At 71.9% G+C, this 24006-nt stretch carries 23 protein-coding genes and 2 tRNA genes; 14 read left to right on the forward strand and 11 right to left on the reverse strand.

The features are described 5' to 3' along the window. Nucleotides 1–143: 143 nt before the first annotated feature. Entirely contained in the window at nucleotides 144–998 is an 855-nt protein-coding gene (locus ABZV34_RS11020; RefSeq protein ID WP_356273477.1) for a hypothetical protein, read from the reverse strand. 233 nt (nucleotides 999–1231) lie between these two features. Here ABZV34_RS11020 and ABZV34_RS11025 point away from each other — a divergent pair, with 233 nt between their 5' ends. Beyond that, nucleotides 1232–1687, forward strand: coding sequence for an ATP-binding protein (locus ABZV34_RS11025; protein WP_356273479.1), 456 nt, complete (start codon nucleotides 1232–1234; stop codon nucleotides 1685–1687). On the opposite strand, the gene ABZV34_RS11030 is transcribed toward ABZV34_RS11025, so the two are convergent. The 4 genes from ABZV34_RS11030 to ABZV34_RS11045 all read right to left on the reverse strand — a co-directional run bounded on the left by ABZV34_RS11030 (nucleotide 1650) and on the right by ABZV34_RS11045 (nucleotide 7963). Continuing rightward, nucleotides 1650–2954: an MFS transporter gene (locus tag ABZV34_RS11030; protein ID WP_356273481.1), complete on the reverse strand. Its 1305-nt coding sequence runs from the start codon at nucleotides 2952–2954 to the stop codon at nucleotides 1650–1652. The two genes, ABZV34_RS11025 and ABZV34_RS11030, sit on opposite strands and share 38 nt — an antisense overlap. A gap of 220 nt (nucleotides 2955–3174) precedes the next feature. After that, nucleotides 3175–4548 (reverse strand): PLP-dependent aminotransferase family protein, encoded by a 1374-nt coding sequence (locus tag ABZV34_RS11035; RefSeq protein ID WP_356273483.1) that lies wholly within the window; start codon nucleotides 4546–4548, stop codon nucleotides 3175–3177. Nucleotides 4549–4709: 161 nt separating this feature from the next. Continuing rightward, nucleotides 4710–6161 (reverse strand): aminopeptidase P family protein, encoded by a 1452-nt coding sequence (locus tag ABZV34_RS11040; protein ID WP_356273681.1) that lies wholly within the window; start codon nucleotides 6159–6161, stop codon nucleotides 4710–4712. 230 nt (nucleotides 6162–6391) lie between these two features. Next, entirely contained in the window at nucleotides 6392–7963 is a 1572-nt protein-coding gene (locus ABZV34_RS11045; protein WP_356273683.1) for a PP2C family protein-serine/threonine phosphatase, read from the reverse strand. 482 nt (nucleotides 7964–8445) lie between these two features. Between ABZV34_RS11045 and ABZV34_RS11050 the strand changes: the two genes are divergently transcribed. Further along, a complete protein-coding gene (locus ABZV34_RS11050) occupies nucleotides 8446–9111 on the forward strand; it encodes a bifunctional DNA primase/polymerase (protein ID WP_356273485.1) in 666 nt (221 codons plus the stop codon). 56 nt (nucleotides 9112–9167) lie between these two features. Further along, nucleotides 9168–9767 (forward strand): hypothetical protein, encoded by a 600-nt coding sequence (locus ABZV34_RS11055; RefSeq protein WP_356273487.1) that lies wholly within the window; start codon nucleotides 9168–9170, stop codon nucleotides 9765–9767. Between the two features lie 252 nt (nucleotides 9768–10019). Here the strand turns inward: ABZV34_RS11055 and ABZV34_RS11060 are convergent, their stop codons facing one another. From ABZV34_RS11060 to ABZV34_RS11070, 3 genes are all read right to left on the reverse strand, one after another. After that, nucleotides 10020–10985 carry a DUF5926 family protein gene (locus ABZV34_RS11060; protein ID WP_356273489.1) on the reverse strand — a complete coding sequence of 322 codons (966 nt, stop codon included), beginning with the start codon at nucleotides 10983–10985 and terminating at the stop codon, nucleotides 10020–10022. Between the two features lie 126 nt (nucleotides 10986–11111). Continuing rightward, nucleotides 11112–11750 (reverse strand): ATP-binding protein, encoded by a 639-nt coding sequence (locus tag ABZV34_RS11065; protein ID WP_356273491.1) that lies wholly within the window; start codon nucleotides 11748–11750, stop codon nucleotides 11112–11114. Between the two features lie 116 nt (nucleotides 11751–11866). Next, on the reverse strand, nucleotides 11867–12676 hold the full coding sequence (locus tag ABZV34_RS11070) for a glycerophosphodiester phosphodiesterase (protein ID WP_356273493.1): 810 nt from the start codon (nucleotides 12674–12676) through the stop codon (nucleotides 11867–11869). A 267-nt stretch (nucleotides 12677–12943) separates the two neighbouring features. Between ABZV34_RS11070 and ABZV34_RS11075 the strand changes: the two genes are divergently transcribed. Together ABZV34_RS11075 and ABZV34_RS11080 are read left to right on the forward strand one after the other, a co-directional pair. Beyond that, nucleotides 12944–14455 (forward strand): trypsin-like peptidase domain-containing protein, encoded by a 1512-nt coding sequence (locus ABZV34_RS11075; protein WP_356273495.1) that lies wholly within the window; start codon nucleotides 12944–12946, stop codon nucleotides 14453–14455. Between the two features lie 44 nt (nucleotides 14456–14499). After that, nucleotides 14500–14590, forward strand: a tRNA-Ser gene (locus tag ABZV34_RS11080). Nucleotides 14591–14866: 276 nt separating this feature from the next. On the opposite strand, the gene ABZV34_RS11085 is transcribed toward ABZV34_RS11080, so the two are convergent. Beyond that, entirely contained in the window at nucleotides 14867–15232 is a 366-nt protein-coding gene (locus ABZV34_RS11085) for a hypothetical protein (protein ID WP_356273497.1), read from the reverse strand. A 353-nt stretch (nucleotides 15233–15585) separates the two neighbouring features. On the opposite strand from ABZV34_RS11085, the gene ABZV34_RS11090 reads away from it, so the two are divergent. Beyond that, nucleotides 15586–15675, forward strand: a tRNA-Ser gene (locus tag ABZV34_RS11090). A gap of 131 nt (nucleotides 15676–15806) precedes the next feature. Here the strand turns inward: ABZV34_RS11090 and ABZV34_RS11095 are convergent. Beyond that, complete coding sequence (locus ABZV34_RS11095; RefSeq protein WP_356273498.1) at nucleotides 15807–16199, reverse strand: hypothetical protein; 393 nt, start codon at nucleotides 16197–16199, stop codon at nucleotides 15807–15809. Nucleotides 16200–16439: 240 nt separating this feature from the next. Here ABZV34_RS11095 and ABZV34_RS11100 point away from each other — a divergent pair, with 240 nt between their 5' ends. After that, nucleotides 16440–16931, forward strand: coding sequence for a DUF2975 domain-containing protein (locus tag ABZV34_RS11100; protein WP_356273685.1), 492 nt, complete (start codon nucleotides 16440–16442; stop codon nucleotides 16929–16931). Then, nucleotides 16931–17164: a helix-turn-helix transcriptional regulator gene (locus tag ABZV34_RS11105; protein ID WP_356273500.1), complete on the forward strand. Its 234-nt coding sequence runs from the start codon at nucleotides 16931–16933 to the stop codon at nucleotides 17162–17164. The genes ABZV34_RS11100 and ABZV34_RS11105 overlap by 1 nt, the downstream gene beginning before the upstream one ends. A gap of 57 nt (nucleotides 17165–17221) precedes the next feature. On the opposite strand, the gene ABZV34_RS11110 is transcribed toward ABZV34_RS11105, so the two are convergent. After that, nucleotides 17222–18109, reverse strand: coding sequence for a bifunctional DNA primase/polymerase (locus ABZV34_RS11110; protein WP_356273502.1), 888 nt, complete (start codon nucleotides 18107–18109; stop codon nucleotides 17222–17224). 372 nt (nucleotides 18110–18481) lie between these two features. Between ABZV34_RS11110 and ABZV34_RS11115 the strand changes: the two genes are divergently transcribed. The 6 genes from ABZV34_RS11115 to ABZV34_RS11140 all read left to right on the forward strand — a co-directional run bounded on the left by ABZV34_RS11115 (nucleotide 18482) and on the right by ABZV34_RS11140 (nucleotide 23983). Beyond that, nucleotides 18482–18787, forward strand: coding sequence for a hypothetical protein (locus ABZV34_RS11115; RefSeq protein WP_356273504.1), 306 nt, complete (start codon nucleotides 18482–18484; stop codon nucleotides 18785–18787). A gap of 329 nt (nucleotides 18788–19116) precedes the next feature. Further along, nucleotides 19117–20280 carry an acyl-CoA dehydrogenase family protein gene (locus ABZV34_RS11120; protein WP_356273506.1) on the forward strand — a complete coding sequence of 388 codons (1164 nt, stop codon included), beginning with the start codon at nucleotides 19117–19119 and terminating at the stop codon, nucleotides 20278–20280. Next, the gene (locus ABZV34_RS11125; RefSeq protein WP_356273508.1) at nucleotides 20277–21194 is read left to right on the forward strand and encodes an OB-fold domain-containing protein; all 918 of its coding nucleotides are present in this window, start codon (nucleotides 20277–20279) and stop codon (nucleotides 21192–21194) included. Before ABZV34_RS11120 ends, ABZV34_RS11125 begins: the two co-directional genes overlap by 4 nt. 1 nt (nucleotide 21195) lies before the next feature. Then, nucleotides 21196–22269, forward strand: coding sequence for an acyl-CoA dehydrogenase family protein (locus tag ABZV34_RS11130; RefSeq protein ID WP_356273510.1), 1074 nt, complete (start codon nucleotides 21196–21198; stop codon nucleotides 22267–22269). 149 nt (nucleotides 22270–22418) lie between these two features. Further along, nucleotides 22419–22796 carry an acyl dehydratase gene (locus ABZV34_RS11135; RefSeq protein ID WP_356273687.1) on the forward strand — a complete coding sequence of 126 codons (378 nt, stop codon included), beginning with the start codon at nucleotides 22419–22421 and terminating at the stop codon, nucleotides 22794–22796. Continuing rightward, on the forward strand, nucleotides 22793–23983 hold the full coding sequence (locus ABZV34_RS11140; protein WP_356273512.1) for a lipid-transfer protein: 1191 nt from the start codon (nucleotides 22793–22795) through the stop codon (nucleotides 23981–23983). The genes ABZV34_RS11135 and ABZV34_RS11140 overlap by 4 nt, the downstream gene beginning before the upstream one ends. The last annotated feature ends 23 nt before the right edge of the window (nucleotides 23984–24006 follow it).

Genomic DNA, 24006 nt, shown 5'->3' on the forward strand with positions numbered 1-24006 from the left:
CACTCAACACCCCATGTCTACTGTGGTTGGGGGGGGGTGCGCTCCCCCCCCGCGGGGGGGGGCGGCGCGGGGGGGGGCGGCGCCCGCCCCCCCCCCCCCCCCCCCCCCGCGGCCCCTTCGTGATCGTGAAGCGGTGCGTCGTGTCAGGCAGCGAGGACGAGAGCGGTGGAGCGTGGCGGTCCGCGCCGGACGACGGAGTGCTGAAGAGTGATGGTGCGCGGCTTGCGCGCGGCGCGCGGCGCTGTGCGCGGAGTGCGCGGTGCCGCGCCCGAAGTCCCCGGGAGTCCTGCCCGCAGGGCGCGTACGAGCGCGAGCGCGGCGCGCAACGACCGTACGAGCGCGCCTTCCGCGACCCCGTGCGCGGACAGCCGCATGAGCCGCAGCAGCGCCATGTCGCCGTGGCGCAGGACCCATCCGGCGGCGACGGCCGCGAGGAGGTGGCCGAGCAGCATCGGCAGTGAGGGCAGCAACCCCATGGAGGAGCCCGCGGTGGACGACATGGCGTCCGCGGGGTGATGCGCGGACATCGACGGCATCGACGGCATCGACGACATGGGCATGGACCGCGTCAGGTCCGTGTCGAGCCGCGCGTCGGCCAGGATCCTCTGGGCCTGGGCGGGGCTGATCGCCGCCGCGGTCGTGCCGCACACGATGCGGGCGGCGCGCTGGACGAGTGACGCGTCGGTCATCGGCATGGAGCCGGAGCCCGTTGCCATGGAACCGGACACGCCGAGTCCGAAGAGCGTGTGCAGCGCGGTCTGCCCCACGGCGAGTACCGCCGCGATGCCCGGCAGCGCCCGCTCGCGTCCCGCCAGGGGGGCGGCGACGGCGAAGACGGCGAGGAAGCCCGCGCCCAGGGTCCACAGCGGGACGGTCGTGCAGGAGGCGATTCCATGACCGGCCGCGGCCAGCACGACGCAGACCGCGGCGAACACCGCGGCCCGCAGAATCCGGAGCTCTTGTCCGGAGCGCGCCCTGCGTGAGTGGGGGGCAGTCATGGCCGGCCCATCATCGCACTGGCCGACCCCGCACCCCACGGCAGGTCCGCAAGGTGACGTCACGCGAGGTACCGATGCGAATCGGACCATATGGGTGAAACTGTCCCCACATACACCCTCCCTGACGCGCACGCATCCGCCGTATGGGCGGCATCACGTCATCCGGGCGATTGCACACGGGTACTCGCGGTAATACGTAACGGTATGTCGAGTCGCGGCCTGGAGGCTGGAGCATGAGCATCTGGTGGTCACTCCATCTGCGGCGCGAGGCTGCGAGCGTTCCGCTCGCCCGACGGCTGCTGCTCGGCACGATGGAGACGGCGGGCGTCGACCCCGACATCTCGTACGACCTCTCCGTCGCGCTCACGGAGGCCTGCGCCAACGCCGTCGAGCACGGCGGCGACACCGCGCACGGCGCGGCCACCGAGGCCTACCGGGTCACCGCCTACCTCGACGGCGAGAAGTGCCGCATCGAAGTCGCCGACTCCGGCCCGGGATTCCCCTCCGGACGCGCCCGCCCCCCGCTCCGCCCGGCCCGCGCCGACGCCGAGCACGGCCGGGGGCTGTGCCTGATCCAGGAGCTCGCCGACCACGTCAGGTTCGACAACGAGCCGGGGCGGGGCGGCGCGGTGGTCAGCTTCGACAAGGTCCTCAAGTGGCGGGAAGACGCGCCTTTGATGGCTGTGTGACCGGGCGGTTCTCCGCGACGACGGCTGTCCCGGAATCCCTGCCCCGCGCACGGCCGCGTCCCGTGTCCCCGTCCGCCGTGCGCGTGGCGGCCCACCGCGCCGCCGGCCCGGTCCCGTACGACGCGCCCAGCATCAGGACCCCGAGCAGCAGCCATCCCGGCGTTCCCCAGCCGACCAGCAGGGCCGTCAGGACCAGCGGACCCATGGTGCGGGCCACCGTGACGCCGGTGCCGAAGAATCCCTGGTACTCGCCCACGCGGTCGGCCGGGGCGAGGTCGAGCCCCAGTTGCCAGGAGCCCGCCGACTGCTGCATCTCGGCGACGACCTGGAGCACCGCGCCCGCCACGAGGATCCCGGCCGCGATCCACGGCGGGGCGCCGGACGACAGGGCGAACACCGCGCAGGACGCGAGCATGACGAGCCCCGAGCGGCGGATCGCGCGCGTGGCCGAGGCGAGGCCGGTGACACCGCGGGCCGTCCGCACCTGGAAGACCATCACCACGACGGTGTTGAGGACGAACAGCGCGGAGACCAGCCAGGCGGGCGCCGAGGTCCGCTCCGTGATCCACAACGGGACGCCCAGACTGAGCAGCGGCATCCGCAGCAGCAGCACGGTGTTCAGCAGGGTGACGAGGACGTAGGGGCGGTCGCGCAGGACCCCGGTCCCGTGCCGTCGCGTCACACCGGCCGCCGGCGGGGAGGGCAGCCGCAGCAGCAGTGCCGCACAGAGCAGGAAGCTCGCCGCGTCCAGCGCGAACACCCCGAGATACGCGGCCCGTGTCCCGGCGTGCAGGGCGAGTCCGCCGAGGCCCGCGCCCACGGCCAGACCGGCGTTGAGCGTCGACTGGAGGTGCGCGAGCAGCCCGGTCCGCTCCCCGGCGGGGACCAGGCCGGCGAGCAGCGCCTGCCGCGCCGCCGCCAGCCCCGACTGCGCGGCGGCGTACGCGCAGGCCGCCGCGACGAAGGGAACGAAACCGCGTACGACGAGGAAGGAGGCCACCGCGAGCCCGGTCGCGAGCGCCAGCAGCACCGCCGTGCCGCGCGGCCCGCGCCGGTCCGCGAGGCGTCCCAGCGGCACTCCCACCAGGGAGCCGACCGCCCATGCCAGGGTCAGCCCGAGCCCCACGCGCGCGGGGGCGAGGCCGACGACGTGCGTGAAGTAGAGCGCCGAGGTCACGTAATAGGCGCCGTCGCCGACGGAGTTGGCCAACTGCGCCAGGGCGAGGACGCGCCGGGGGCCCGCGGGCGGGACGAGGGGGTTCGTCATGACAGCGACCCTAGAAGCAGGGTGGACCCCTGGGCAGGCCCAATCGCCGCGCCGATTCATGACCCAATCGCTCACCCTCGCGGCCCGCGCGGGAAGGGGGTTGACCTCTGTGCGGCGAAGCCGGGTGCGCCGAGAGACACAACCGCGTCTTCCCGGGAGAGCGCCGCGCCTTCTCCGGGGCGGAGCCCGCCACCTTCTCCCGGACAGCCCCGCCCGCCGCTCAAGTCCCCTCCAGCACCCGCCCCAACACCTCCAGCGCTTCCGGGTACGCCCGCTCCCGTGGCGTCCCGTACCCCACGACCAGCCCTTGCGGCCGACCCGCCCCGGGCGTGTGCCAGTGGTCCCCGAGCCGCCCCACCGCGAGCCCCAGCGCCTGCGCCCGTGCCACCGCCTCCGCCTCGTCGGCGACCTCCACCAGCGCGTGCAGTCCGGCCGCGATTCCGCGCACGCTCCGGGATGCGCCGAGCCGGTCCAGGAGCTGGTCCCTGCGCCGCCGGTAGCGGAGGCGACAGGCGCGCACATGGCGGTCGTACGCGTGACCGCTGATCATCTCGGCCAGCGCCAACTGGCCGATGACCTCGGTGTGATGGTCACTGTGCAGCTTCGCGTCCGTCACCACGTCGACCAGGTGCGGCGGCAGGACCATCCAGCCGAGCCGCAGCGCCGGTCCGAGCGTCTTGGAGGCCGTGCCGAGATACGCGACCTGGCCCGGTGCCATCCCCTGGAGGGCGCCCACGGGCTGCCGGTCGTAGCGGAACTCCCCGTCGTAGTCGTCCTCGACGATCAGCGCGCCGTGTGCGCGGGCCCAGTCGGTGAGAGCCCGGCGGCGTCCCGGATGCAGGGTGACCCCGGTCGGGTACTGGTGCGCGGGCGTGACGACGGCCGCACCGGCCCCGGTCGCCGCCAACTCCTCGGCGCGGGCACCCCGTTCGTCGACCGGCAACGGAATCACCGTTCCGCCGCCCCGCCGCACCACGTCCCGGTGGAAGGGCAGCCCCGGGTCCTCCATCGCGACCACTGCGCCGCCCAGCACGCGGGTGAGGAGCGCGAGCCCCTGCACGTACCCCGAAGTGATCACGATCCGCTCGGGCGGCGCGATCACCCCCCGGGCCCTCCCCAGATAGCCGGACAGTGCCGTGCGCAGTTCGATCCGGCCGCGCGGATCCCCGTAGCCGTACGCGGAGGAGGGCGCCGTCGCGATCGCGCGGCGCAGCGCCCGCAGCCAGGCGGCGGCCGGGAACGAGCCGACGTCCGGGCTGCCCGGCCGCAGATCGAGACGAGGGGCACGCGCGCGTGCCGCTCCCTCGGAAGCCTCAGGAGAGGTGGCCGGCAACAGCGCCACCTCGGTGCCCGATCCCTGCCGCGCCGTCAGATACCCCTCGGCGACCAGTTGGTCGTACGCGCCCTTCGCGGTGCCGCGTGAGATGCCCAGCCCGGCCGCCAGCCGCCGGGTCGCGGGCAGCCGGGTACCCGGCGCGAGCCGTCCCTCGCGCACCGCGTCGCGCAGCGCGCGTTCGAGCCCCGCCCGCCGGCCCGCCGCCACGTCCGGCTCCAGATGCAGATCCACACCGACACCGGACCAGAAGTCGTCCATGGAACCGGCCCCTCCTCCTGAGTACCGCGCCCGAAGCGAGCGCGCAGGCCGCGCGGCCGCCGACCGCGGAAGTACGCCGTCAGGCCGGGTGGGACCCGGTCACCCCCGCGAACCGGAAACGGCCGGGCACCCGTGGGGGTACCCGGCCGTCCTGTTCCGGATCAGCCCTTCAGCGCGGCCATCCACGCCTCGACCTCGTCGGAGCGCCGCGGCAGTCCGTCCGACAGGTTCCGGTTGCCGTCCCGCGTGACCAGGATGTCGTCCTCGATGCGGACGCCGATGCCGCGGTACTCCTCGGGGACGGTCAGATCGTCGGCCTGGAAGTACAGACCCGGTTCGACGGTCAGGCACATGCCCGGCTCCAGCGTGCCCTCCACGTACGTCTCGGTCCGCGCGGCCGCGCAGTCGTGGACGTCCATGCCGAGCATGTGGCCGGTGCCGTGCAGGGTCCAGCGACGCTGCAGACCGAGTTCCAGGACCCGCTCGACCGGGCCCTCGACCAGACCCCACTCGACGATCTTCTCGGCCAGCACACGCTGCGCCGCGTCGTGGAAGTCGCGGTACTTGGCGCCGGGCTGCACGGCCGCGATACCGGCCTCCTGGGCCTCGTACACGGCGTCGTAGATCTTCTTCTGGATCTCGGTGTACGTGCCGTCGACCGGCAGCGTGCGCGTGACGTCGGCGGTGTAGAGGGTGTGCGTCTCGACGCCCGCGTCCAGCAGGAGCAGGTCGCCGGAGCGGACCGGTCCGTCGTTGCGCACCCAGTGCAGCGTGCAGGCGTGCGGACCGGCGGCGCAGATGGAGCCGTAGCCGATGTCGTTGCCCTCGACGCGGGCGCGCAGGAAGAAGGTGCCCTCGATGTAGCGCTCGCTGGTCGCCTCGGCCTTGTCCAGGATCCTCACGACGTCCTCGAAGCCGCGGACCGTCGAGTCGACGGCCTTCTGCAGCTCGCCGGCCTCGAACTCGTCCTTGACCAGCCGCGCCTCGGAGAGGAAGACCCGCAGCTCCTCGTCGCGCTCGGCGGTGACCTTGTCGGTCAGGGCCGTCTCGACGCCGGCGTCGTAGCCGCGCACGACGCGGACGGGACCGGTGGCCTCCTTCAGCGCCGCGGTCAGTTCGCGGACGTCCGACGCCGGGATGCCGTACAACTGCTCGGCCTCGGTGAGGGAGTGGCGGCGGCCGACCCACAGTTCGCCCTGGCCGGACAGCCAGAACTCGCCGTTCTCCCGGTCGGAGCGCGGCAGCAGGTAGATCGTCGACTTGTGGCCCTCCGACGCCGGCTCCATGACCAGGACGCCGTCCTCGGTCAGGTTGCCGGTCAGGTACGCGTACTCGACCGAGGCTCGGAAGGGGTACTCCGTGTCGTTCGACCGGGTCTTCAGGTTGCCCGCGGGGACCACCAGCCGGTCGCCCGGGAAACGCGCGGAGAGTGCGGCACGGCGGGCCGCGGTGTACTCGGCCTGCGCGATCGGCTCCAGGCCGCGCAGCTCGGTGTCGGCCCAGCCGGACTTCATGCTCTCGGCGAGTTCATCGGACACGCCCGGGTACAGGCTGTTCTTGCGCTGCTTGATCGGCTCTTCTTCGACCGCTTCGTCAGCGGCATCGTCGAGCACGGCTTCCGGGGTCTCCGGGTTGAGCGCCTCCGACACGGTCTGCCTCCTTGATACGACTCTGGACCGGTTCCATCGTACGGTCGTACGGGAGCGGGCCCGGGGCCGGAACGGCTTTACGCCGCGAGCTCACCGCGTGTGCCGGGGAACTCACCGCGTGTGCGGGACGAGGCGCCGCGCGCCCGCACACCGCGGTCCGCGCAGCGGTCACACACCGTGGTCCCGCGCCACGGTCACTCGAAGCGGGCCGCCAGCAGCACCACGTCCTCGTCGCTGCCGCCTCCCGGCCCGGGTCTCTTCGGGCCGACAGGCACCCCGGCGCCGGCGGCCCCGGACCCGCACTCGTCCGGGAGCACGGTCCGCAGGACATGGTCGGCGATGGCGCCGGGGTCCTCGCGCAGCGACCTCGGCACGCTCGCCGCCGCCGCGTGCAGCCGGGCGAAGGCACGGTCCATGGGGTCGCCGGTGCGGTGCAGCAGGCCGTCGGTGTAGAGCAGCACGGTCTCACCGGGCTCGGCGGTCAGTTCGACACTCGGCGCCTCCCAGCAGGCGAGCATCCCCAGTGGTGCGGAGAGTGAGGTCTCCACGAACTCCGTGCGCCGCGCGCCGATGAGCAGCGGCGGGCTGTGACCGGCTCCGGCGAGGGTGATCCTGCGCAGCGCGGGCTCGCAGTAGGCGAAGAGGGCGGTCGCGGAGCGGGCGGGCTCGGTCAGCCGCAGCAGCAGTTCGAGGTCGGACAGGACGGCGACCGGGTCCTCGCCCTCCATCACGGCGTACGCCCGCAGGGACGCCCGCAGCCGGCCCATCGCGGCGATCGCGCTGGGTCCGGACCCGGTGACGGACCCGACCGAGAGGCCGAGCGCGGCGTCGGGCAGGGGCAGCGCGTCGTACCAGTCGCCGCCGCCGCGCGGACCCGTGCGATGACGGGCGGCCAGCTGGATGCCGGGGACCCGGGGAAGCCGTGGGGGAAGCAGCTCCTCGGAGACGGTCGCCACGCACGCGCGGGTGCGCTCCAGTTCCACCAGCCGGGCCAGGTGCTCGCTCGCGTACCGGGCGTAGAGGCCGACGAGGTGGCGCCGGCGCTCCCCCGGTTCGGCGGGCTCGTCGTAGAGCCATACGGCGGCGCCCAGCCGGCCCGTCGTCCTGGTGGACAGCGGCACCGTGTAGCTCGCGGCGTAGCCGAGCCGGGCGGCCACCTCGCGGTGGCGGGGGTCGAGGCCGTCCTCGGAGAGCAGATCGGGCTGCGCGATCTCGGCATCGCCGCCGGGCAGGCCGTCCAGGATCCGCCCGTACGACATGGAGCTGCGGGGAATGGTCTCGATGTGGCCGAGATCGGCGCGCCCCAGACCGAGGCCGACGGTGGTGTCCGGGCCGAGTCCGTCGCCGGGCTCCAGGACGACGAGACCACGCCGCGCGCCCACGAGGGAGGCTCCGGCGCGCAGCAGTTCCTGCAGTGCCTCGCTGAGCGCCGCGGTGCGCGCCAGGCGCTCGGTGAGTTCGTGGAGCGTCGTGAGATCGGAGACCCAGCCGGCGAGACGGTCCTGGAGGACGAGCCCGGGGCCGGTGGCCGGGGCGGCCGGAGTGGCCGAAGTGGCGCCCGGGGCGGAGGATGTAGGCGCGACAGTGTGTGCGGGAGCGGGAACCGTTGAATCGATTCCGGCCACTTTCGGAAGGTGAGGGGCGTTCATGGCGTCCGGCTTTCCGACCTGTGCGTATTGCTCAATAGCATCGCAAACCCCCATGTCGTTCTGCGCCGCTGGCAGAGTCTCCACATGTACACGCACTCGTGAGGGGATGTCCAGCATTGTCCTGCTGGGATTCCTGGTGTCCATGAGACCCTCGGTAACCCTTGCGGGAAAGCAAAGTTGGCTTAAAACTGACTCGGGTAACACGTTATTGAGGTCGACTGGCCTCGTTCGACGGAGCGTCACAGCGGTCGTGGTGGGTACGTACTCGGTGAAGGCCAGGGGCGGTTGGTATCCGCTCGGAACCTGGAATCGGACCCGGGCGTCTTAACTACCGATGACCGTGCCCCATCCTCCCGTGGCGGAGGCGGCAAGCAATACGCGGGACAGCAAAACGCCAGGCGCCGCCACCCCACGCCATGCCCGTGCTTCAGACAGACGCAGTACGGACGCGGACGCAGCCAATGCTCGGCCCAGATGGGTTCCCCTTGCCGTGCGCGAGGGTGTGATGCGCCAGCAGGTACGCACAGTGAAGTGATCGACACATGACGTGATGTGATCCACGGTGTTGCCAGGCGTGCAACGGAAAGGAACGAGCGCTCATGCGCGAGATCCTCGGAAGGCGACGCAGGCTCCTGTCCAGGCGGAACAACGGGAGGCCTGAGATGCTCAGCGCGGCCCTGACCTTCGCGGCCGATTGGCACTGGCCCGTACTCCCGGGTGTGGCACCGGACCCGCAGGGGCGTGCCCGCTGCGGCTGTCCGGACCCGGAGTGCACGGTGCCCGGTGCCCACCCCTTCGACCCCGGCCTCCTCGCGGCCACCGCCGACGAGCGCATGGTGCGCTGGTGGTGGACCAACCGGCCGTCGGCACCCATCGTGCTGGCCACCGGAGGCAGGGCGCCCTGCGCGGTGAGCCTGCCCGCCCCCGCGGCGGCTCGCGCGCTCGACGCGCTCGACCGCCAGGGCATGCGCCTCGGCCCGGTCGTCGCGGCCCCCACGCGGTGGGCGATCCTCGTCGCGCCGTACTCCATGGAGCAGCTCGGCGAGCTGCTCTACGCCAAGGACTTCGTACCGGGTTCCCTGCGCTTCCACGGCGAGGGCGGTTACATCGCGCTGCCCCCGTCCGAGACCGCCCAGGGAGGGATCCGCTGGGAGCGGGCCCCGCTGCCCGGCTCGGCGGCGCCCTGGGTGCCCGGGGTGGAGGCCGTGGTGGACGCCGTGGTGGAGGCGCTCACTCGTACGGGTGTGAGCGCGCCCGAGTTGTAGGGCGCTCCGGCGCGCGGCGAGCCGCGCGCCCACCCCGGCTCGTTATCTTCCGCGGTATGCAGCGTCATCTTGGCCGACACAGAGACTCCTTGCCGCTGCGCGGCGGGCCGGGCCCCCGAAGCGTTCGGCTGGGGGCGTTGACCGCTGCCGTGGCGTTCATCGTCGCTCTGCCGCTGACCGTGGCGTCCGCGGGGCCCGTCGGGGACGAGGGTCCCGCGGTCGTCCGTACCTCCGGGCGCGTCGACGAGAAGGGGCGTGCGCCCGGCTCCGGGGGCCGCCCCGCGTCCGCGCCTCGGCTGCCGGGGCTGGGCCTGGGCCTGGCGACCGCCGCCCGGTGCGGCCCCGAACTCTCCTCGCCGGACGGCATCGAGGCGCAGACCTGTGTCCTGACCCGGGGGGCGGACACCTGGGCGCGCACGTACTACCGCAACGCGACCGGCGACGAGCTGAGCTCCGTACTGAGCCTCATGGGGCCCGCCGGCCGCACCGTGCAGATGAGGTGCGTGGTGGACGCGGAGGACGATCCGGGAGCGTGCGAGACGCCCAGGGAGCGCACGGCGGGCGGGGCGGGGGCCTACACGGCGGTCGCGGAGTTCGCGAAGGGCGCCGGTGACGGGCCGCTGCTGCTGCGCTCGGGCAGCAGTACGGGTTCGTAGCAACTTGCCTCTGTGGCAAGGGCGTTGAACGTCGTACGAGGTTCCGGGCATGAAAAAGACCCGGTTGCTGGCGACGGGGGATGCACCAGCAACCGGGCTACTCGAACGGTAACAAGAGATCGGCGGTTCGCAAATTCGATCTCGGCTATTCGGACACGGATTCCGCTGTCACAACCGGGAGTTGTGACAGGGGTCACCTGTCCCTCAAGGGCCTGGCCCGGCTGACCGGTCGGTCAGTGCCGCGACCGGGGATCAGCTCAGCGTGACCTGTCGGTTGGTGAGTCCGCCGCGTGCCCGGCGTTCGTCCGGGGTGAGCGGTGCGTCCGAGGCCAGGGCGGTCGCCAGGCGTTCGGCGAATTCGGCCGCCGGCTTCTCGACGTCGTCGGCCGTGACACCGCTCGGCAGGTCCCAGACCGGCACCGTGAGTCCGTGCGCGCGGAAGGAGCCGACCAGCCGGGTGCCCTCGCCGAGACTCGACCGGCCGGCCGCGTGCAGCCGCGCGAGCGCGTCCAGAAGCTGTTCCTCGGGGTGCGGCATGACCCAGCGCAGGTGGTTCTTGTCGGGGGTCTCGCACCAGTACGCGGCGTCGACGCCGGAGAGCCTCACGGTGGGGATGGCGGCGGCGTTGGCCCGCTCCAGGGAGGCGGCCACATCCGGCGTCGAGTTCTCCGCGTCCGGGACCCAGAACTCGAAGCCCGTGTGCACAACTGGCTCGAAGGCACCTTCGGGGTCGAGCAGTTCCTGCAGACGCGGGCCGTCGGCCGGGGCGCGGCGGCCCGGGACCGGCGTGCCGGGCTCCGCCGTGAGGGCGCGCCGCAGGGTGTCGGCGAGGTCGCGGCTGATGTCGCCGGACGCCGTGTCGTTCTGCAGGCCGAGCAGGACCGAGCCGTCGTCGCGGCGCAGCGCGGGCCAGGCCATCGGCAGAACGGTGGCGAGCGTCACCGAGGGGACGTCCTCGGGGAGGCTCTCCTTGAGCTTCAGCTCGACGGTCGCGGCGGGCACCAGCTCGCGCAGCGCGACCCAGTCGCCCTCGCTGGGCAGGCCCTCGAAGGGGCGCTGCACCAGTTCGGTCACCGCGTGCGCGGCCGCCCGGCCGTGGCAGGCCTTGTAGCGGCGGCCGCTGCCGCAGGGGCAGGGCTCGCGAGCGCCGACAACCGGGATTTCCCCGTCTTGCAGCTGAGGCCGCTGGGCCTTCGTCTGGGGTCGCTTCTTGGCCATCGTGGGTGTCTCCCGATCACGGCTCGACTCGTACGGGCGCGAGCCTAGCCGCTCGTGCGACGGCCGAAGGGACCCTGTGGACAACGCCGACCACCGCACCGGGTCCTTCCGGAGGAACGGGGGTTTTCAGTCGAGGTCGTCGAAGGCGTCCGCGAAGTCCAGCTCGGGTATCGCGGACACGGCCGGTGACGCGACGCGCGTAGCGAAGTCGTCGCGCCGGTGCCCGGTGGTCGTGTCGGTGACGTCCTCCTGGACGACGACCCACACCGTGACCTCCCCGCGGGTGTCGTCGCGGACGCCCCAGTCCTTCGCCAGCGCCGTGATGATGTTCAGCCCGCGGCCGCCGTGTGCCGTGACCGAGGGGGTGGCCGGTACCGGGCGGGTGGGACCGCCGCCGTCCGTCACCTCGACGGTGAGCCTTCCGGAGGCGTCGACGCGCCACGCGGCCCGCACGTCGCCGTCGCCCGACAAGGCGTCGCCGAGTGGCCTGCCGTGCCGGCACGCGTTGCTCAGCAGTTCGGAAAGGATCAGTACGGCGTCGTCGACGACCGATTCCGCCATTCCGCCCGTGCGCAGCTGATCCCGCATCCGACGTCTTGCCTTCCCTACGCCCGCAGGGCCATGGGGAACGGCCATGCTCGACGACGTGGGCACTTCCCGTGCCACCACCAACGCCACCCCCGAGACCTCCTTTGCCCCACGCCACGGTGTGGATGCCCCACCGGACTGGACCGGAAACCGGCCAATCCACGTCTGCTGACGCACTCGTAACGATCGAATACGGAACGAACGCGCCGGTGCACTCCCTGTCACCGAATGGCTGGATTTCGACGGCGGTTTCGGGGGTTCGATCAGTGACTTCCGGAGTGGCGCGCGCGAGGTCAGCGGCCGAGCTGGCGCAGGACCGCGCGCGGGCGGTTGGTGATGATGGCGTCAATGCCCAGTTCAACGCAGAGGTCGACGTCCTCGGGCTCGTTCACCGTCCAGACGTGCACCTGGTGCCCGGCTCGTTTCAGCCGTTCGATGTAGCCGGGGTGGCTGCGTACGATCCGCATCGAAGGGCCCGCGATCCGGACACCCGCGGGCAGCCGTCCGTCGCGCAGCCGGGGTGAGATGAACTGCAGCAGATAGACCGTCGGCATGGTCGGGGACGAGGACCGGACGCGGTGCAGGGAGCGGGCGGAGAAGCTCATGACACGGACGGGCGAGGTCGTGGCGCTCTCCGGGGAGTCCAGCCCGAAACGCTTCAGGAGCAGCAGCAGCCGGTCCTCGACCTGCCCGGCCCAGCGGGTGGGGTGCTTGGTCTCGATGGCCAGCTCCACCCGGCGGCCCGCGTCCGCGACGAGTTCGAGCAGTCGCTCCAGGGTGAGGACGGACGTGTCCTGCGGGTCCCCGGGGCCGTACTCCCAGTCGGGGGACTCGTCGCGGTTCCTCCAGACGCCGAAGTCCAGCGCGGCCAGATCGGCGAGCTCCAGGGCGGAGACCGCCCCGCGGCCGTTGGACGTACGGTTGACGCGACGGTCGTGGACGCAGACGAGGTGTCCGTCCGCCGTCAGCCGTACATCGCACTCGAGGGCGTCGGCACCGTCCTCGATCGCCTTCTTGTAAGCGGCCAGGGTGTGCTCGGGGGCCTCTTCGGAGGCCCCGCGATGGGCGACGACCTGGATCGGGTGCTGTCGTGCGTGGGTCACCGCGTCATGGTGCCACCGCTGCGGGGTGTCCGCCGGGTCGGATACGCCACAAATGAACCCATTGCGCCAGAAAAGACCTATGTAAAGAATAGACCTGGACCCACAGCCACCGCTTATGGTGCTCTGACGTCCTGTGGGAAAAGCTGACGGCGTACAAAAAGCACATGCACACCAGCACAGCTGCATCGCGCCGGACGCGTCGACAAGCATGAGCGAGCGTGACCGAGTGCGACCGAGAACAACAGCCGTGGATCGAGGAGAAGAGCTGTGAGCACCGAGAACGAGGGCACCGCAGTACCCCCGGCCCCGTCCGCACCTCCCGTGCCGGTGGAAACTCCCGCTGCTTCCGCGCAGAACGCTGCGCCCGAAGGGGGCGCGCCGACCGCTCAGATCCCGTCGGTGCCTCCGGGCGCCCCCGGCGCGCCGGGGCAGACACCGGCGTACGCGTCGATGAGCGCCGGGACGCCCGACCCGTACGGGCACGGCGCGGGGACTCCCGGTGCGCCGGGCTACGGTTCCGGGACCCCAGGGGCCGTCCCCGCGGCCGAGGCGGGCTGGCCGCCCCCGCCGCCCGCCACCCCCGCGTACGCGGACGGTGGCGGCGCCGGTGCCGGCGGGTGGGGTTCCACCTACGGGCAGCCCGCGCCGAAGCCGAAGAACGGGCGGGGCGGCCTGGTCGCCGCCATCCTGGTGGCCGCGCTCGTCGCGGGCGGAGTCGGCGGCGGTATCGGCTACTCGCTGGCCAAGGGCAACGACGGCTCCGGCGGCTCGACGACGGTCTCCGCCCCGAGCAACAGCGGCGACGTCAAGCGCGCCTCGGGCACGGTCGCGGGCGTGGCGGCCAAGGCGCTGCCGAGCACCGTCACCATCGAGGCCGAGAGCACCAACGGCGAGGGCGGCACCGGCACGGGCTTCGTCTTCGACAAGCAGGGCCACATCCTCACCAACAACCACGTCGTGGCGGACGCGGTCGACGGCGGCAAGCTCACCGCGACCTTCCCCGACGGCAAGAAGTACGACGCCGAGGTGGTCGGCCACGCCCAGGGTTACGACGTCGCGGTCATCAAGCTCAAGAACGCGCCGTCCGACCTCCAGCCGCTCGCCCTCGGCAACTCCGACAAGGTGGCCGTCGGCGACTCGACGATCGCGATCGGCGCCCCCTTCGGCCTGTCCAACACGGTGACCACGGGCATCATCAGCGCCAAGAACCGCCCGGTGGCCTCCAGCGACGGCAGCTCCAGCAGCAAGGCCTCCTACATGAGCGCCCTGCAGACGGACGCCTCGATCAACCCGGGCAACTCCGGTGGCCCGCTCCTGGACGCCCAGGGCTCCGTCATCGGCATCAACTCCGCGATCCAGTCGACGAGCGGCGGCGGTCTGGGCGGCAGCAGCCAGTCCGGTTCCATCGGTCTCGGCTTCGCGATCCCGATCAACCAGGCGAAGAACGTCGCCCAGCAGCTCATCAAGACCGGCAAGCCGGTCTACCCGGTGATCGGTGCGTCCGTCTCCCTGGAGGAGGGCACCAGCGGCGCGAAGATCACCGAGCAGGGCGCGAGCGGCTCCGCGGCGGTGACCTCCGGCGGCCCCGCCGCCAAGGCCGGTCTCAAGCCCGGCGACGTCATCACCAAGCTCGACGACCAGGTGATCGACAGCGGTCCGACCCTCATCGGCGAGATCTGGACCCACCAGCCCGGCGACACCGTCAAGCTCACGTACACGCGCGACGGCAAGGTCCGCACGACCGACGTCACCCTGGGCCAGCGCGACGGCGACAGCTGACCGGTCGGTCTTGTCCCCGCGCCACCGGTAGACGTGGGCGGCGCGGGGTGGGTTGCCCGAGCGGCCTGAGGGAACGGTCCTGAAAACCGTGAGGACGTCAAAGCGTCCCCGTGAGTCCGGGTCTCGCTCACTCCGCGGGTCATGGACGTGCTGGTCAGAAGGGGTGCCCCTCACTGAGGGGCACCCCTTCTGCGTGGGCCCCCTATCACCTTGATCCGGCCTTGTCGCGTTGTGGATCAGTGCGCGTGGAGCAGGCGTGGACCACCATTGCGAGACAAACAACAGGTCAGCACCCGGTCGGAGGATCGGCGCTGCCGTGGGCCAGGGGGCGCAGCGCGCTGTGACGTGGGAGACGACGAGCCCCCGCCCTGCGGCTCGTTCCGGGGGCGGGGGCTTCGGGTGCTCGTGTGATCAGGTGTTCTTCGTCCTGGAGCCGGATCCTCCCGGCTCCTTGGGCGCCCAGCTGGGAGCGTGGGTGGCGTCCTTGAAATCGGTCGACTTCATCAGAACCCGCCAGTCCTCCTTGCCCGCGTCGCCATCGAGCCGAACGGTGAACTCCTTGACCTGGCGGGTGTCATGGAAGTACAGGACCACGACTTGGCGTTCTGAGCCGCCGTCATAGAAATCGCCTGTCACTCCGCCACGGGCGCCGGCACCGAAGCCCTTGATCCAGCGCTCGGCGGTCTTCCCGGCGTCCGTCTCGCCGCTGTCGCTGGTCGCCAGCTTGCGGAGTTCATCCGTTGTGCCGTCGGCGATGTCCCACGCGAGCTTCTGCACCACCAGCCCGTTGGCCAGGAGGATGGAGGGGCGGATGTGCAGGTTCCCAGTTCGCCGGTTTCGAGCGGCATCGGAACCGCAGCACCTGCGTGAAAGACGGAGACGGCACCCCTTCTCAGCAGGTGGGGTGACGCCTCGGTGGCCGCAGGCAGGCTTGCTGATCCATGCCGACGAGACCGCCACAGCCCTGGGCTCGCCCGCGTTGGCCTGGGGCCGCGGGGCGGGCACTGATGATCGGCGCAGTAGGCATGGGGCGTGGAACAGAGCCGGTGGACCCGGTGTGGACCACGGCCGCTGTGAAACGCTCGGAGCCGGTACGCTGTACCCGCTCCGCCCCTGGTGGGCGGCGTAGAGGTGGGTTGCCCGAGCGGCCTAAGGGAACGGTCTTGAAAACCGTCGTGGCAGCGATGTCACCGTGGGTTCAAATCCCACACCCACCGCCAGCGGAAACGGACCCTGACCAGGTACATCGGTCAGGGTCCGTTCTCGTGCCAGGCGTCCGCCGGCGCCCGTGACTCCCCGCTGTTTCCCGACGGAACGGGCACGGAACGAGCACGGTAGGGGCACGTTGCCTTCAGCCGGCCGCGATCGTGCAGTACTCGGAGGGGACGGAGGCAAGTTCGCACACGGCAGCGTCCTGCTCGCCTTCGGTTCGGTGTTGTTGAAGGTACGCCGCTGTCGCCCGCGTCCCGGCGCCGAAACAGGTCGGATTCTGCACCACGATCAGGCTGAGGATCTTCACCTTGGTCGACTCCATCGCCCAACTTGCCGCAACGGAGTCGGAGTACTCGGCATCACGGGACTCCCGTTGCCTGTGCTTCCGGAACTGGTCAGCCCGCTTCTCGAAGTCCTGGTCGGCCTGCTCGCACGTCGCCGACCGCTCGGACGCGCCGTCGTGTCGCATCGCCCCGACGGCATAGCCGCCCGACGCGAGGGTGATTGCTCCTGCGCTGACCAGCGCGATCATCGAACGCTTCATGGCCGGGGATGGTATATGCCCAGGTGGGACGACTTGCCTCCGGCGCTCGTCGGCCTGCGGTCGACGACGTCGAGAGGTGTTCTGATCTCCGGCGCATCGTGCCATGCCACGGGAGGGGGCGGCGGCATCCCGGCATGGTGCGAAACCGCCGCCCGCCCTTCGTCCGACCCTTGCCTTGCCTATCGATATTCGATAGATTTCCATCGTAGCTCGATGGAAGGACAGGACATGGGAAAGCTGGCAGTGCGCGCGCTGCGCGCCGTGCTCGCAGTGGTGCTCACCGGCACCGTGTTCGTGCAGGCATTGATGGTGTGGGCGCTTGTCAGCGGGAGTGACCCGGAGGACGGGTCGCTCCCGCTGACCCCGCTGCGCGTGATCACGATCCTGGGCATCGGGGCGGCCCAGGTCGCCCTGGTCTGTGTATGGCGACTGGTAACGATGGTGCGACGCGGAACCGTGTTCTCTCCCGCCGCCTTCCGGTACGTGGACGTCATCATCGGCGCGATCGTCGCGGCTGCTCTCGTGTGGTTGGCGGTCACGGCCCTGAACGCGCCCGGCCAGCGGGACGATCCGGGCGTCACCCTCATCATGGGCGGGATTGCCGTGGCCATCCTGGGAGTCGCGCTCATCGTGCTCGTGCTGCGGATGCTGCTCGCCCAGGCTGTCGCCCGCGACGTCGAAGCGGCGCAGATGCAGGCCGAGTTGGACGAGGTGATCTGATGGCGATCGCCGTCGACATCGACGTGATGCTGGCCAGGCGGAAGATGTCCGTGGGCGAACTCGCGGAACGCGTGGGGATCACGCCCGCCAACCTGGCGGTACTCAAGAACGGCCGCGCCAAGGCGGTGCGTTTCGCGACGCTCGCCGCGCTCTGCGAGGTGCTCAAGTGCCAGCCGGGCGACCTGCTTCGCTGGGAGGCCGAGGACACCGCGGGCGAATGCGCCGAGTCCTAGACGTGACGTTCGCCGAAAGGGCAGCACCCCGGGGAAGCGTGACCCCTGGAGCGCGCCTCAGTTCCGGGGGAGCCCGGGTTGCCGGAACGACATGCGGGACGCCGACGCGATCGTCGAGCGGGCCTCGTGTGCGGTGAGGCCGGTGCGGACGGCGGCCTCCACGAGGGCGGGGGCCAGGTCGGGACCGATGCCGTTCTCGTAGGCGCGGCAAGCGGCCCAGAACAGGCGGGTGTTGCGCTGGCCCGCGTGGGCGGCGAGGACGAACTGGATCAGCCCCTCGCCCTGATGGCCGGTTGTGGGAGGCGTGCGGTGGCGCGTACGGGGTGGGGGCGTGAGCAGGCGCAGAAGTTCACCCGGGCAGGGCGCGGGCGCGAGGTGGGCGGTGCCCGGAGCCGTGCCGTACACACCGTGTTCGGTGCGTGAGCCGGGGCCGACCAGGTAGCCGCCGGCGCCGCGGATGTCGATGCCGGGAGCCAGCCGGCTCGCCGAGTTGGGGACGACCACGTCCGGTGGCCCGGTCAGCCAGAGGTGGCGGCCGCCGCTCGGGGTCACGACGACGACGGTGTCGGGGATGGTGAACAGGTGGCGCAGGGCCAGTTCGCGCAGCGCGGTCGAGGAGTCCGTACCGGCCTTGGTGTCGAGGTCGATGCCGATGAGGCGGTGCGGGTCGAGGCCGCAGGCGATGCCGTAGCCGGTGGACCAGGGGGCGGCGGCGAAGAGCGCGCGGATGCGTCGGGGGTCGGTGGAGGCGTCGTACACGCCGTGCCCGAAGCGGCCGCACTCGCCGTGGCAGGGCGGGGTCGTCGGGTCGGGGTCGGCGCGGTGGGGTGAGCGCAGGGCCGGGAGTTTCGTACGGGACAGCGGGATCACCGCGAGGCCGCGCTCGGCGGCGGACAGGGCATGGGCCAGGGCCACGGTCGTGGCCTGCCGGTCGATGGTGGCCATGACTCCATGTTCGTACGAGTGTTCGAAAAAGGGAAGAGTGCGCCGACCGGGAACCGCGGAGCGGGGACTCTGGGTGGCCTGGGGTGGAAATGTGACGAAACGCTTCATCCCTTGCGGCGCCCGGTTTCGAGTCGTCCGATCCCTGCTGAGCTGCGGCTTTGGTCTCACGAAGAGGGTTTATCGACTTGTCCTCACGCTTGAGGGGGAATCACGGCTTCCGGGGTGGTTCGCCGGGGATTCGGTGGGCAACTCTGGACTCGCGACGTCGTGAACGGCGACGGGGCGGTCGGCCGGCCACCTCGGAGCAGGCCGTATCCCCCGTACCGCCCGGCTCACCGCCGGTCCGTACATCCGGTTCATGGAGGAACTCACATGGCAAGCATCCGTACCGCCCGCGTTCTCGCCGCCGTCTCGGCCCTGCCCCTCGCCGCCGCCCTGTTCGCGGGTGTCGCGGCGGCGGACAACGGCGCGATCTCGGACAACGGATCGAACGCGGGTGTGGCGACCGTCAGCGGCAGCGGGGTCGGACGCGACAACAGCGGAAACTCCTCGACCACGCAGCAGCAGGCGGTGGGCTCCGGTGCCTCGAACCAGAGCAATACCGCGCAGGTGAACGGCTCCGCGTTCACAGCCATCAATCAGTCGCCCACCGTCGTCCACTTCACCAAGCTCTGGTGAGCGCCGGCTGATGAGCCCCTGTCGGGCTCATCGGTCCGGCCTCCCCTCGCGGGGGCGTGCTTCCTGGGGTCGTGACGCGTCTGCGCGACGGTGCTTCGGTGCCGTCGCGCAGACGTTTCCGCGTTCCCGCGCGCGTCCCGTCACCTCCCGGCCCGTCGCCACCCGTCACCTCCCGGCCCGTCGCGCGCGGGCGTCCCGCATGGACGACGCGCGTATGGCGGACGTTTCCCGCGGGCGTGCGCGGCCCCCTCCGCCGACCTTGACAGCCCACCGTATCTGACGGACAGTCAGAAACCCCTGTCCGTACGAGGTCCGGGAGGGCCGCCGCCGTGCACCTCGCCCCCACCGAGCGCCAGCGACGGCTGCGCGCCGAGCTGCGCGCGTACTTCCGGGACCTGATGCCCGACGGGCCCCCGCCCGCCCGTGAGCCCGACCGGCAGCGCGCGCTGCTGCGCCGCATCGGTGCCGACGGACTGCTCGGCATCGGCTGGCCGGCCGCGTACGGGGGACAAGGGCGCGGCGCCGACGAGCAGTTCGTGTTCTTCGACGAGGCGTACCGGGCCGGCGCACCGGTGTCGATGGTCACGCTGAACACGGTCGGTCCGACGCTCATCAAGTACGGCAACGAGGAGCAGAAGGAGTACTTCCTGCCGCGCATCCTGAGTGGCGACCTCGTCTTCGCGATCGGCTACTCGGAGCCCTCGGCCGGAACGGACCTGGCCGCGCTGCGCACCCGGGCGCAGCGGGACGGCACGGACTTCCTGGTCCACGGGCAGAAGATCTTCACCTCCAACGCCCAGCACGCCGACTGGATCTGGCTCGCCTGCCGCACGGACCCCGACGCTCCCCGGCACCGGGGCATCTCCATCCTCCTCGTCCCCACGGACGACCCCGGGTTCTCCTGGACTCCGATCGAGACGGTCGGCGGCCTGACCACCACGGCCACGTACTACGACGGCATCCGCGTCCCCGCCTCCCGTCTCGTCGGCGAGGAGGACCGCGGCTGGCAGCTGATCACCAACCAGCTCAACCACGAGCGCGTCGCCCTCGCCGCCATCGGCATGCAGGCCGAGGACTTCTACGCGGCCGCGCTGGAAGCGGCGCGCACACCCGATCCAGTGACGGGGCGGCGTCGTGTTGACGAGCCCTGGGTGCGTTCGCGGCTGGCCGAGGCGCATGCGCGGCTCGCGGCATCGCGCCTGCTCAACTGGCGTCTGGTGGCGGATGTGGGGGCCGGCCGCCTGGCGCCCGGCGACGCGGGCGGAGTGAAGGTCGCGGGAACGGAATCGGCCGTCGAGACGTATCGCATATGTCAGCACATCGTGGGTGCCGACGCGCTCGTGCGTTCCGGTTCACCGGGGGTGTTCGGGGACGGCGAGCTGGAGCGGATGAACAGGGCGGCGCAGATCAACACGTTCGGGGGCGGGGTGAGCGAGGTGCAGCGGGAGATCGTGGCGACCATGCGGCTGGGGATGACGAGGGGGCGGCGGTGAGCGGCGGACCGGCCGGGCCGACGGCGTGGCTCAAGGAGTACGAGGGCCGGGTGGCCACCGTCGCGGCCGTCGGCAGGGACCCGGTCAACCGGCCGATGATCCGGCACTGGTGCGAGGCGATGGACGACACCAATCCGGCGTACGAGGGACCCGACGCCATCGCGCCGCCCACGATGCTCCAGGCGTGGACGATGGGGGGCCTCTCCGGACAGGTGAGGCGCGCGGGACCGTTCGACGACCTGCTCGGACTGCTCGACGACGCCGGGTGCACCTCGGTGGTCGCCACCGACTGCGAGCAGGAGTACCTGCGGCCGCTGCGGCCCGGGGACGAGATCACCTACGACACCGTCATCGAATCGGTCTCCGAGCGTAAGACGACCCGGCTCGGCGCGGGGTACTTCGTCACGACCCGGATGGAGGTGCGGTCGGCCGGCGAGCTCGTGGGCACGCACCGCTTCCGGATCCTCAAGTACGCCCCGGCGCGGGACAGGCCGAGGAGCGCCCGACCACGGCCGGTCGTGGGCCGGGACAACGCCGGGTTCTGGGAGGGCGTGAGCCGGCACGAGCTGCTGATCCAGCGGTGCGCCGCCTGCGGGACGCTGCGCCTTCCCTGGCTGCCGGGGTGCGGCGCCTGCGGCTGCCTGGAGTGGGACACCGTCGCGGCGGGCGGTGAGGGGACCGTCTACTCGTACGTCGTCATGCACCACCCGCACTTCCCGGCCTTCGATCCTCCCTACGCGGTCGGTCTGATCGAGCTGTCCGAGGGCGTGCGGATCGTGAGCAACGTGACGGGAGTGCCGTACGACAAGGTGCGGATCGGGATGCCGGTGCGGCTGGAGTTCGAGCGGTACGACGAGGAGGTGGTCCTGCCGGTCTTCCGGGCCGGGGGCGGCACCGAGGGGGGTGGGCGCTGACATGGACTTCACGCCCACGCAGGAGCAGGCGGCGGCTCGCGACCTGGCCGCCCGGATCTTCGGGGACCTCGCCACGCACGAGCGGCTGTCCGCCGCCGGGACCGGCAGCGACGCCGAGTTGTGGAAGGCGCTGTGCGCGGCCGGGCTGATGGGCGCCGTGGCGGAGACCGGGCTCCTCGGTCTGGTGCTCCTTCTGGAGGAGCAGGGGCGGACCACGGCCCAGGTGCCGTTCGCGGCGAGCTGTGTGTACGGACTGCTGGCGGTGGCGGCGCACGGTTCGCCGCAGCAGCGGGAGCGGCTGCTGCCCGGGATCGGGGACGGGACGGTGGTGGTGTGCGGCGCGGTCTCCTCGCCGTCCCCGGTCCGCGCGACGGATTCGGGGCGGTTGAGCGGCACCGTCCCGGTGGTGCCGTGGTTGCGGGACGCCACCCATGTGCTCGTCGCCGACGACCGGCGCCGGCTGTGGCTGGTGCGGACCGTCGAGGCGCGGTGCGAGCCGGTCGAACTGACGGCGCCCTGGTCGGCGGGACGGCTCACTCTCGACGGCGCGCCGGGCGAGCGGCTGGGTGAGGGGCTCGGCGCGGGGACGGTGCGGGAGCGGGACAGGCACGCCGAGGGCGTCCACACGGACGTGCTCGCCACCGCCCGGACCGCCTTCGCCGGGCTGCAGGCCGGAGTGTGCGCGGGGTCGCTGGCGCGCGCGGTGGAGCACACCAACACGCGCGAGCAGTTCGGGCGCCCGCTCGCCACCAATCAAGCGGTGCAACTCAGGGCGGCCGACGCGTACTTGGACACCGAGGCGATCCGGGTGACGGCGTACGAGGCGGCCTGGCGGCGTGACGAGGGGCTGCCCTACGTGACGCACGCCCTGACGGCCGCCTGGTGGGCCTCCGAGGCGGGGCGACGGGTCGTGCACACGGGCCAGCATCTGCACGGCGGCACCGGAGCCGATCTGGAGCACCCCGTGCACCGGCACTTCCTGTGGGGCCGGCAGCTGGACGCCCACCTGGGATGCGGGGACGAAGTGCTGCAGGAACTGGGGGAGTTGCTCGTACGAGGCGAGGGAGGGACATGACGGCCGACGAGGACGCGCCGAGGACGGAGCGCGCCGACGATCCACCGAGGGCGAAGCCCGGTGACGAACCGCCGGCGACCAAGCCCGGTGACGAACTGGCGGCGACCAAGCTCGGTGACGTATCGCCGGCGACCAGGCCCGGTGACGAACTGGCGCCGCTGGAGATCGAGGTCACGCGCACGCTGATCGTGGCCGGCGCCCTCGCCTCGCGGGACTACCAGGACGTGCACCACGACCCGGAGCTGGCGCGGCGGAAGGGGTCCCCCGACATCTTCATGAACATCCTGACCACCAACGGCCTGGTCGGCAGGTACATCACGGACCATTTCGGACCGCACGCCGTCCTGCGTAAGGTCGTCATCCGGCTCGGAGCGCCCAACTACCCGGGAGACATCATGGTGTTGACCGGCACGGTCGAGGAGGTCTCGGGCGGCACGGCGACGGTCCGGGTCGTCGGGGCGAACGGCATCGGCAGGCATGTGACCGCGACGGTGACGGTCACCCTCCCGGCCGGGGGCGCGGCATGAGCGTACGGACGAGGGACCGCCTCGGCGGACGGGCGGCGATCGTCGGGATCGGGGCCACCGAGTTCTCCAAGGACTCCGGGCGCAGCGAGCTGCGGCTCGCCGTGGAGGCGGTGCGGGCGGCGCTCGACGACGCGGGTCTGACGCCCGCGGACGTGGACGGGATGGTGACGTTCACGATGGACACCAGTCCGGAGATCACCGTCGCCCAGGCGGCCGGGATCGGAGAGCTGTCCTTCTTCTCGCGGATCCACTACGGGGGCGGCGCGGCCTGTGCGACCGTCCAGCAGGCGGCGCTCGCGGTGGCGGCGGGCGTGGCCGAGGTGGTGGTCTGCTACCGGGCGTTCAACGAACGGTCGGGACGGAGATTCGGTGCCGGGGTGCGGCAGCGGGATCCGTCGGCCGAGGGGGTGGCGCTCGGCTGGGCCCTCCCGTTCGGGCTGCTCACCCCGGCCTCCTGGGTGGCGATGGCGGCCCAGCGGTATCTGCACACGTACGGGCTGACGCCCGACGCCTTCGGCCCGGTCGCGGTGGTGGACCGGAAGTACGCGGCGACGAACCCGGCGGCGTACTTCCACGGCAGACCGATCACCCTCGCCGAGCACGCCGCCTCGCGGTGGATCGTGGAGCCGCTGAGACTGCTGGACTGCTGCCAGGAGACGGACGGCGGCCAGGCGCTGGTGGTCACCTCGGTGGAGAGGGCCCGGGATCTGCCGCGCCCGCCCGCGGTGATCACGGCGGCCGCCCAGGGCGCCGGCCGGGCACAGGAGCAGATGACGAGCTTCTACCGGGACGATCTGACCGGGCTGCCGGAGATGGGAGTGGTGGCCCGGCAGCTGTGGCGGACCTCGGGGCTGACCCCCGCGGACATCGACGTGGCGATCCTGTACGACCACTTCACGCCGTTCGTGCTCATGCAGCTGGAGGAGTTCGGGTTCTGCGGACCGGGGGAGGCCGCGGAGTTCGTCGCCGCGGAGAGCCTGCCGCTGAACACCCACGGAGGGCAGCTCGGGGAGGCGTATCTGCACGGGATGAACGGGGTCGCGGAAGCGGTACGGCAGCTGCGGGGCACGTCCGTGAACCAGATACGGGGTGCCCGCCGCACCCTGGTCACCGCGGGTACCGGGGTTCCCACCTCGGGGCTGATCCTGGGGACGGACGGGGAGGAACGGGCGCCCGGGGTCCCGTGAGGACACTCCGGGCGCCTGTGCGG

The organism is Streptomyces sp. NPDC005195, from assembly GCF_040608315.1.
GTDB classification, from domain to species: domain Bacteria; phylum Actinomycetota; class Actinomycetes; order Streptomycetales; family Streptomycetaceae; genus Streptomyces; species Streptomyces kaempferi.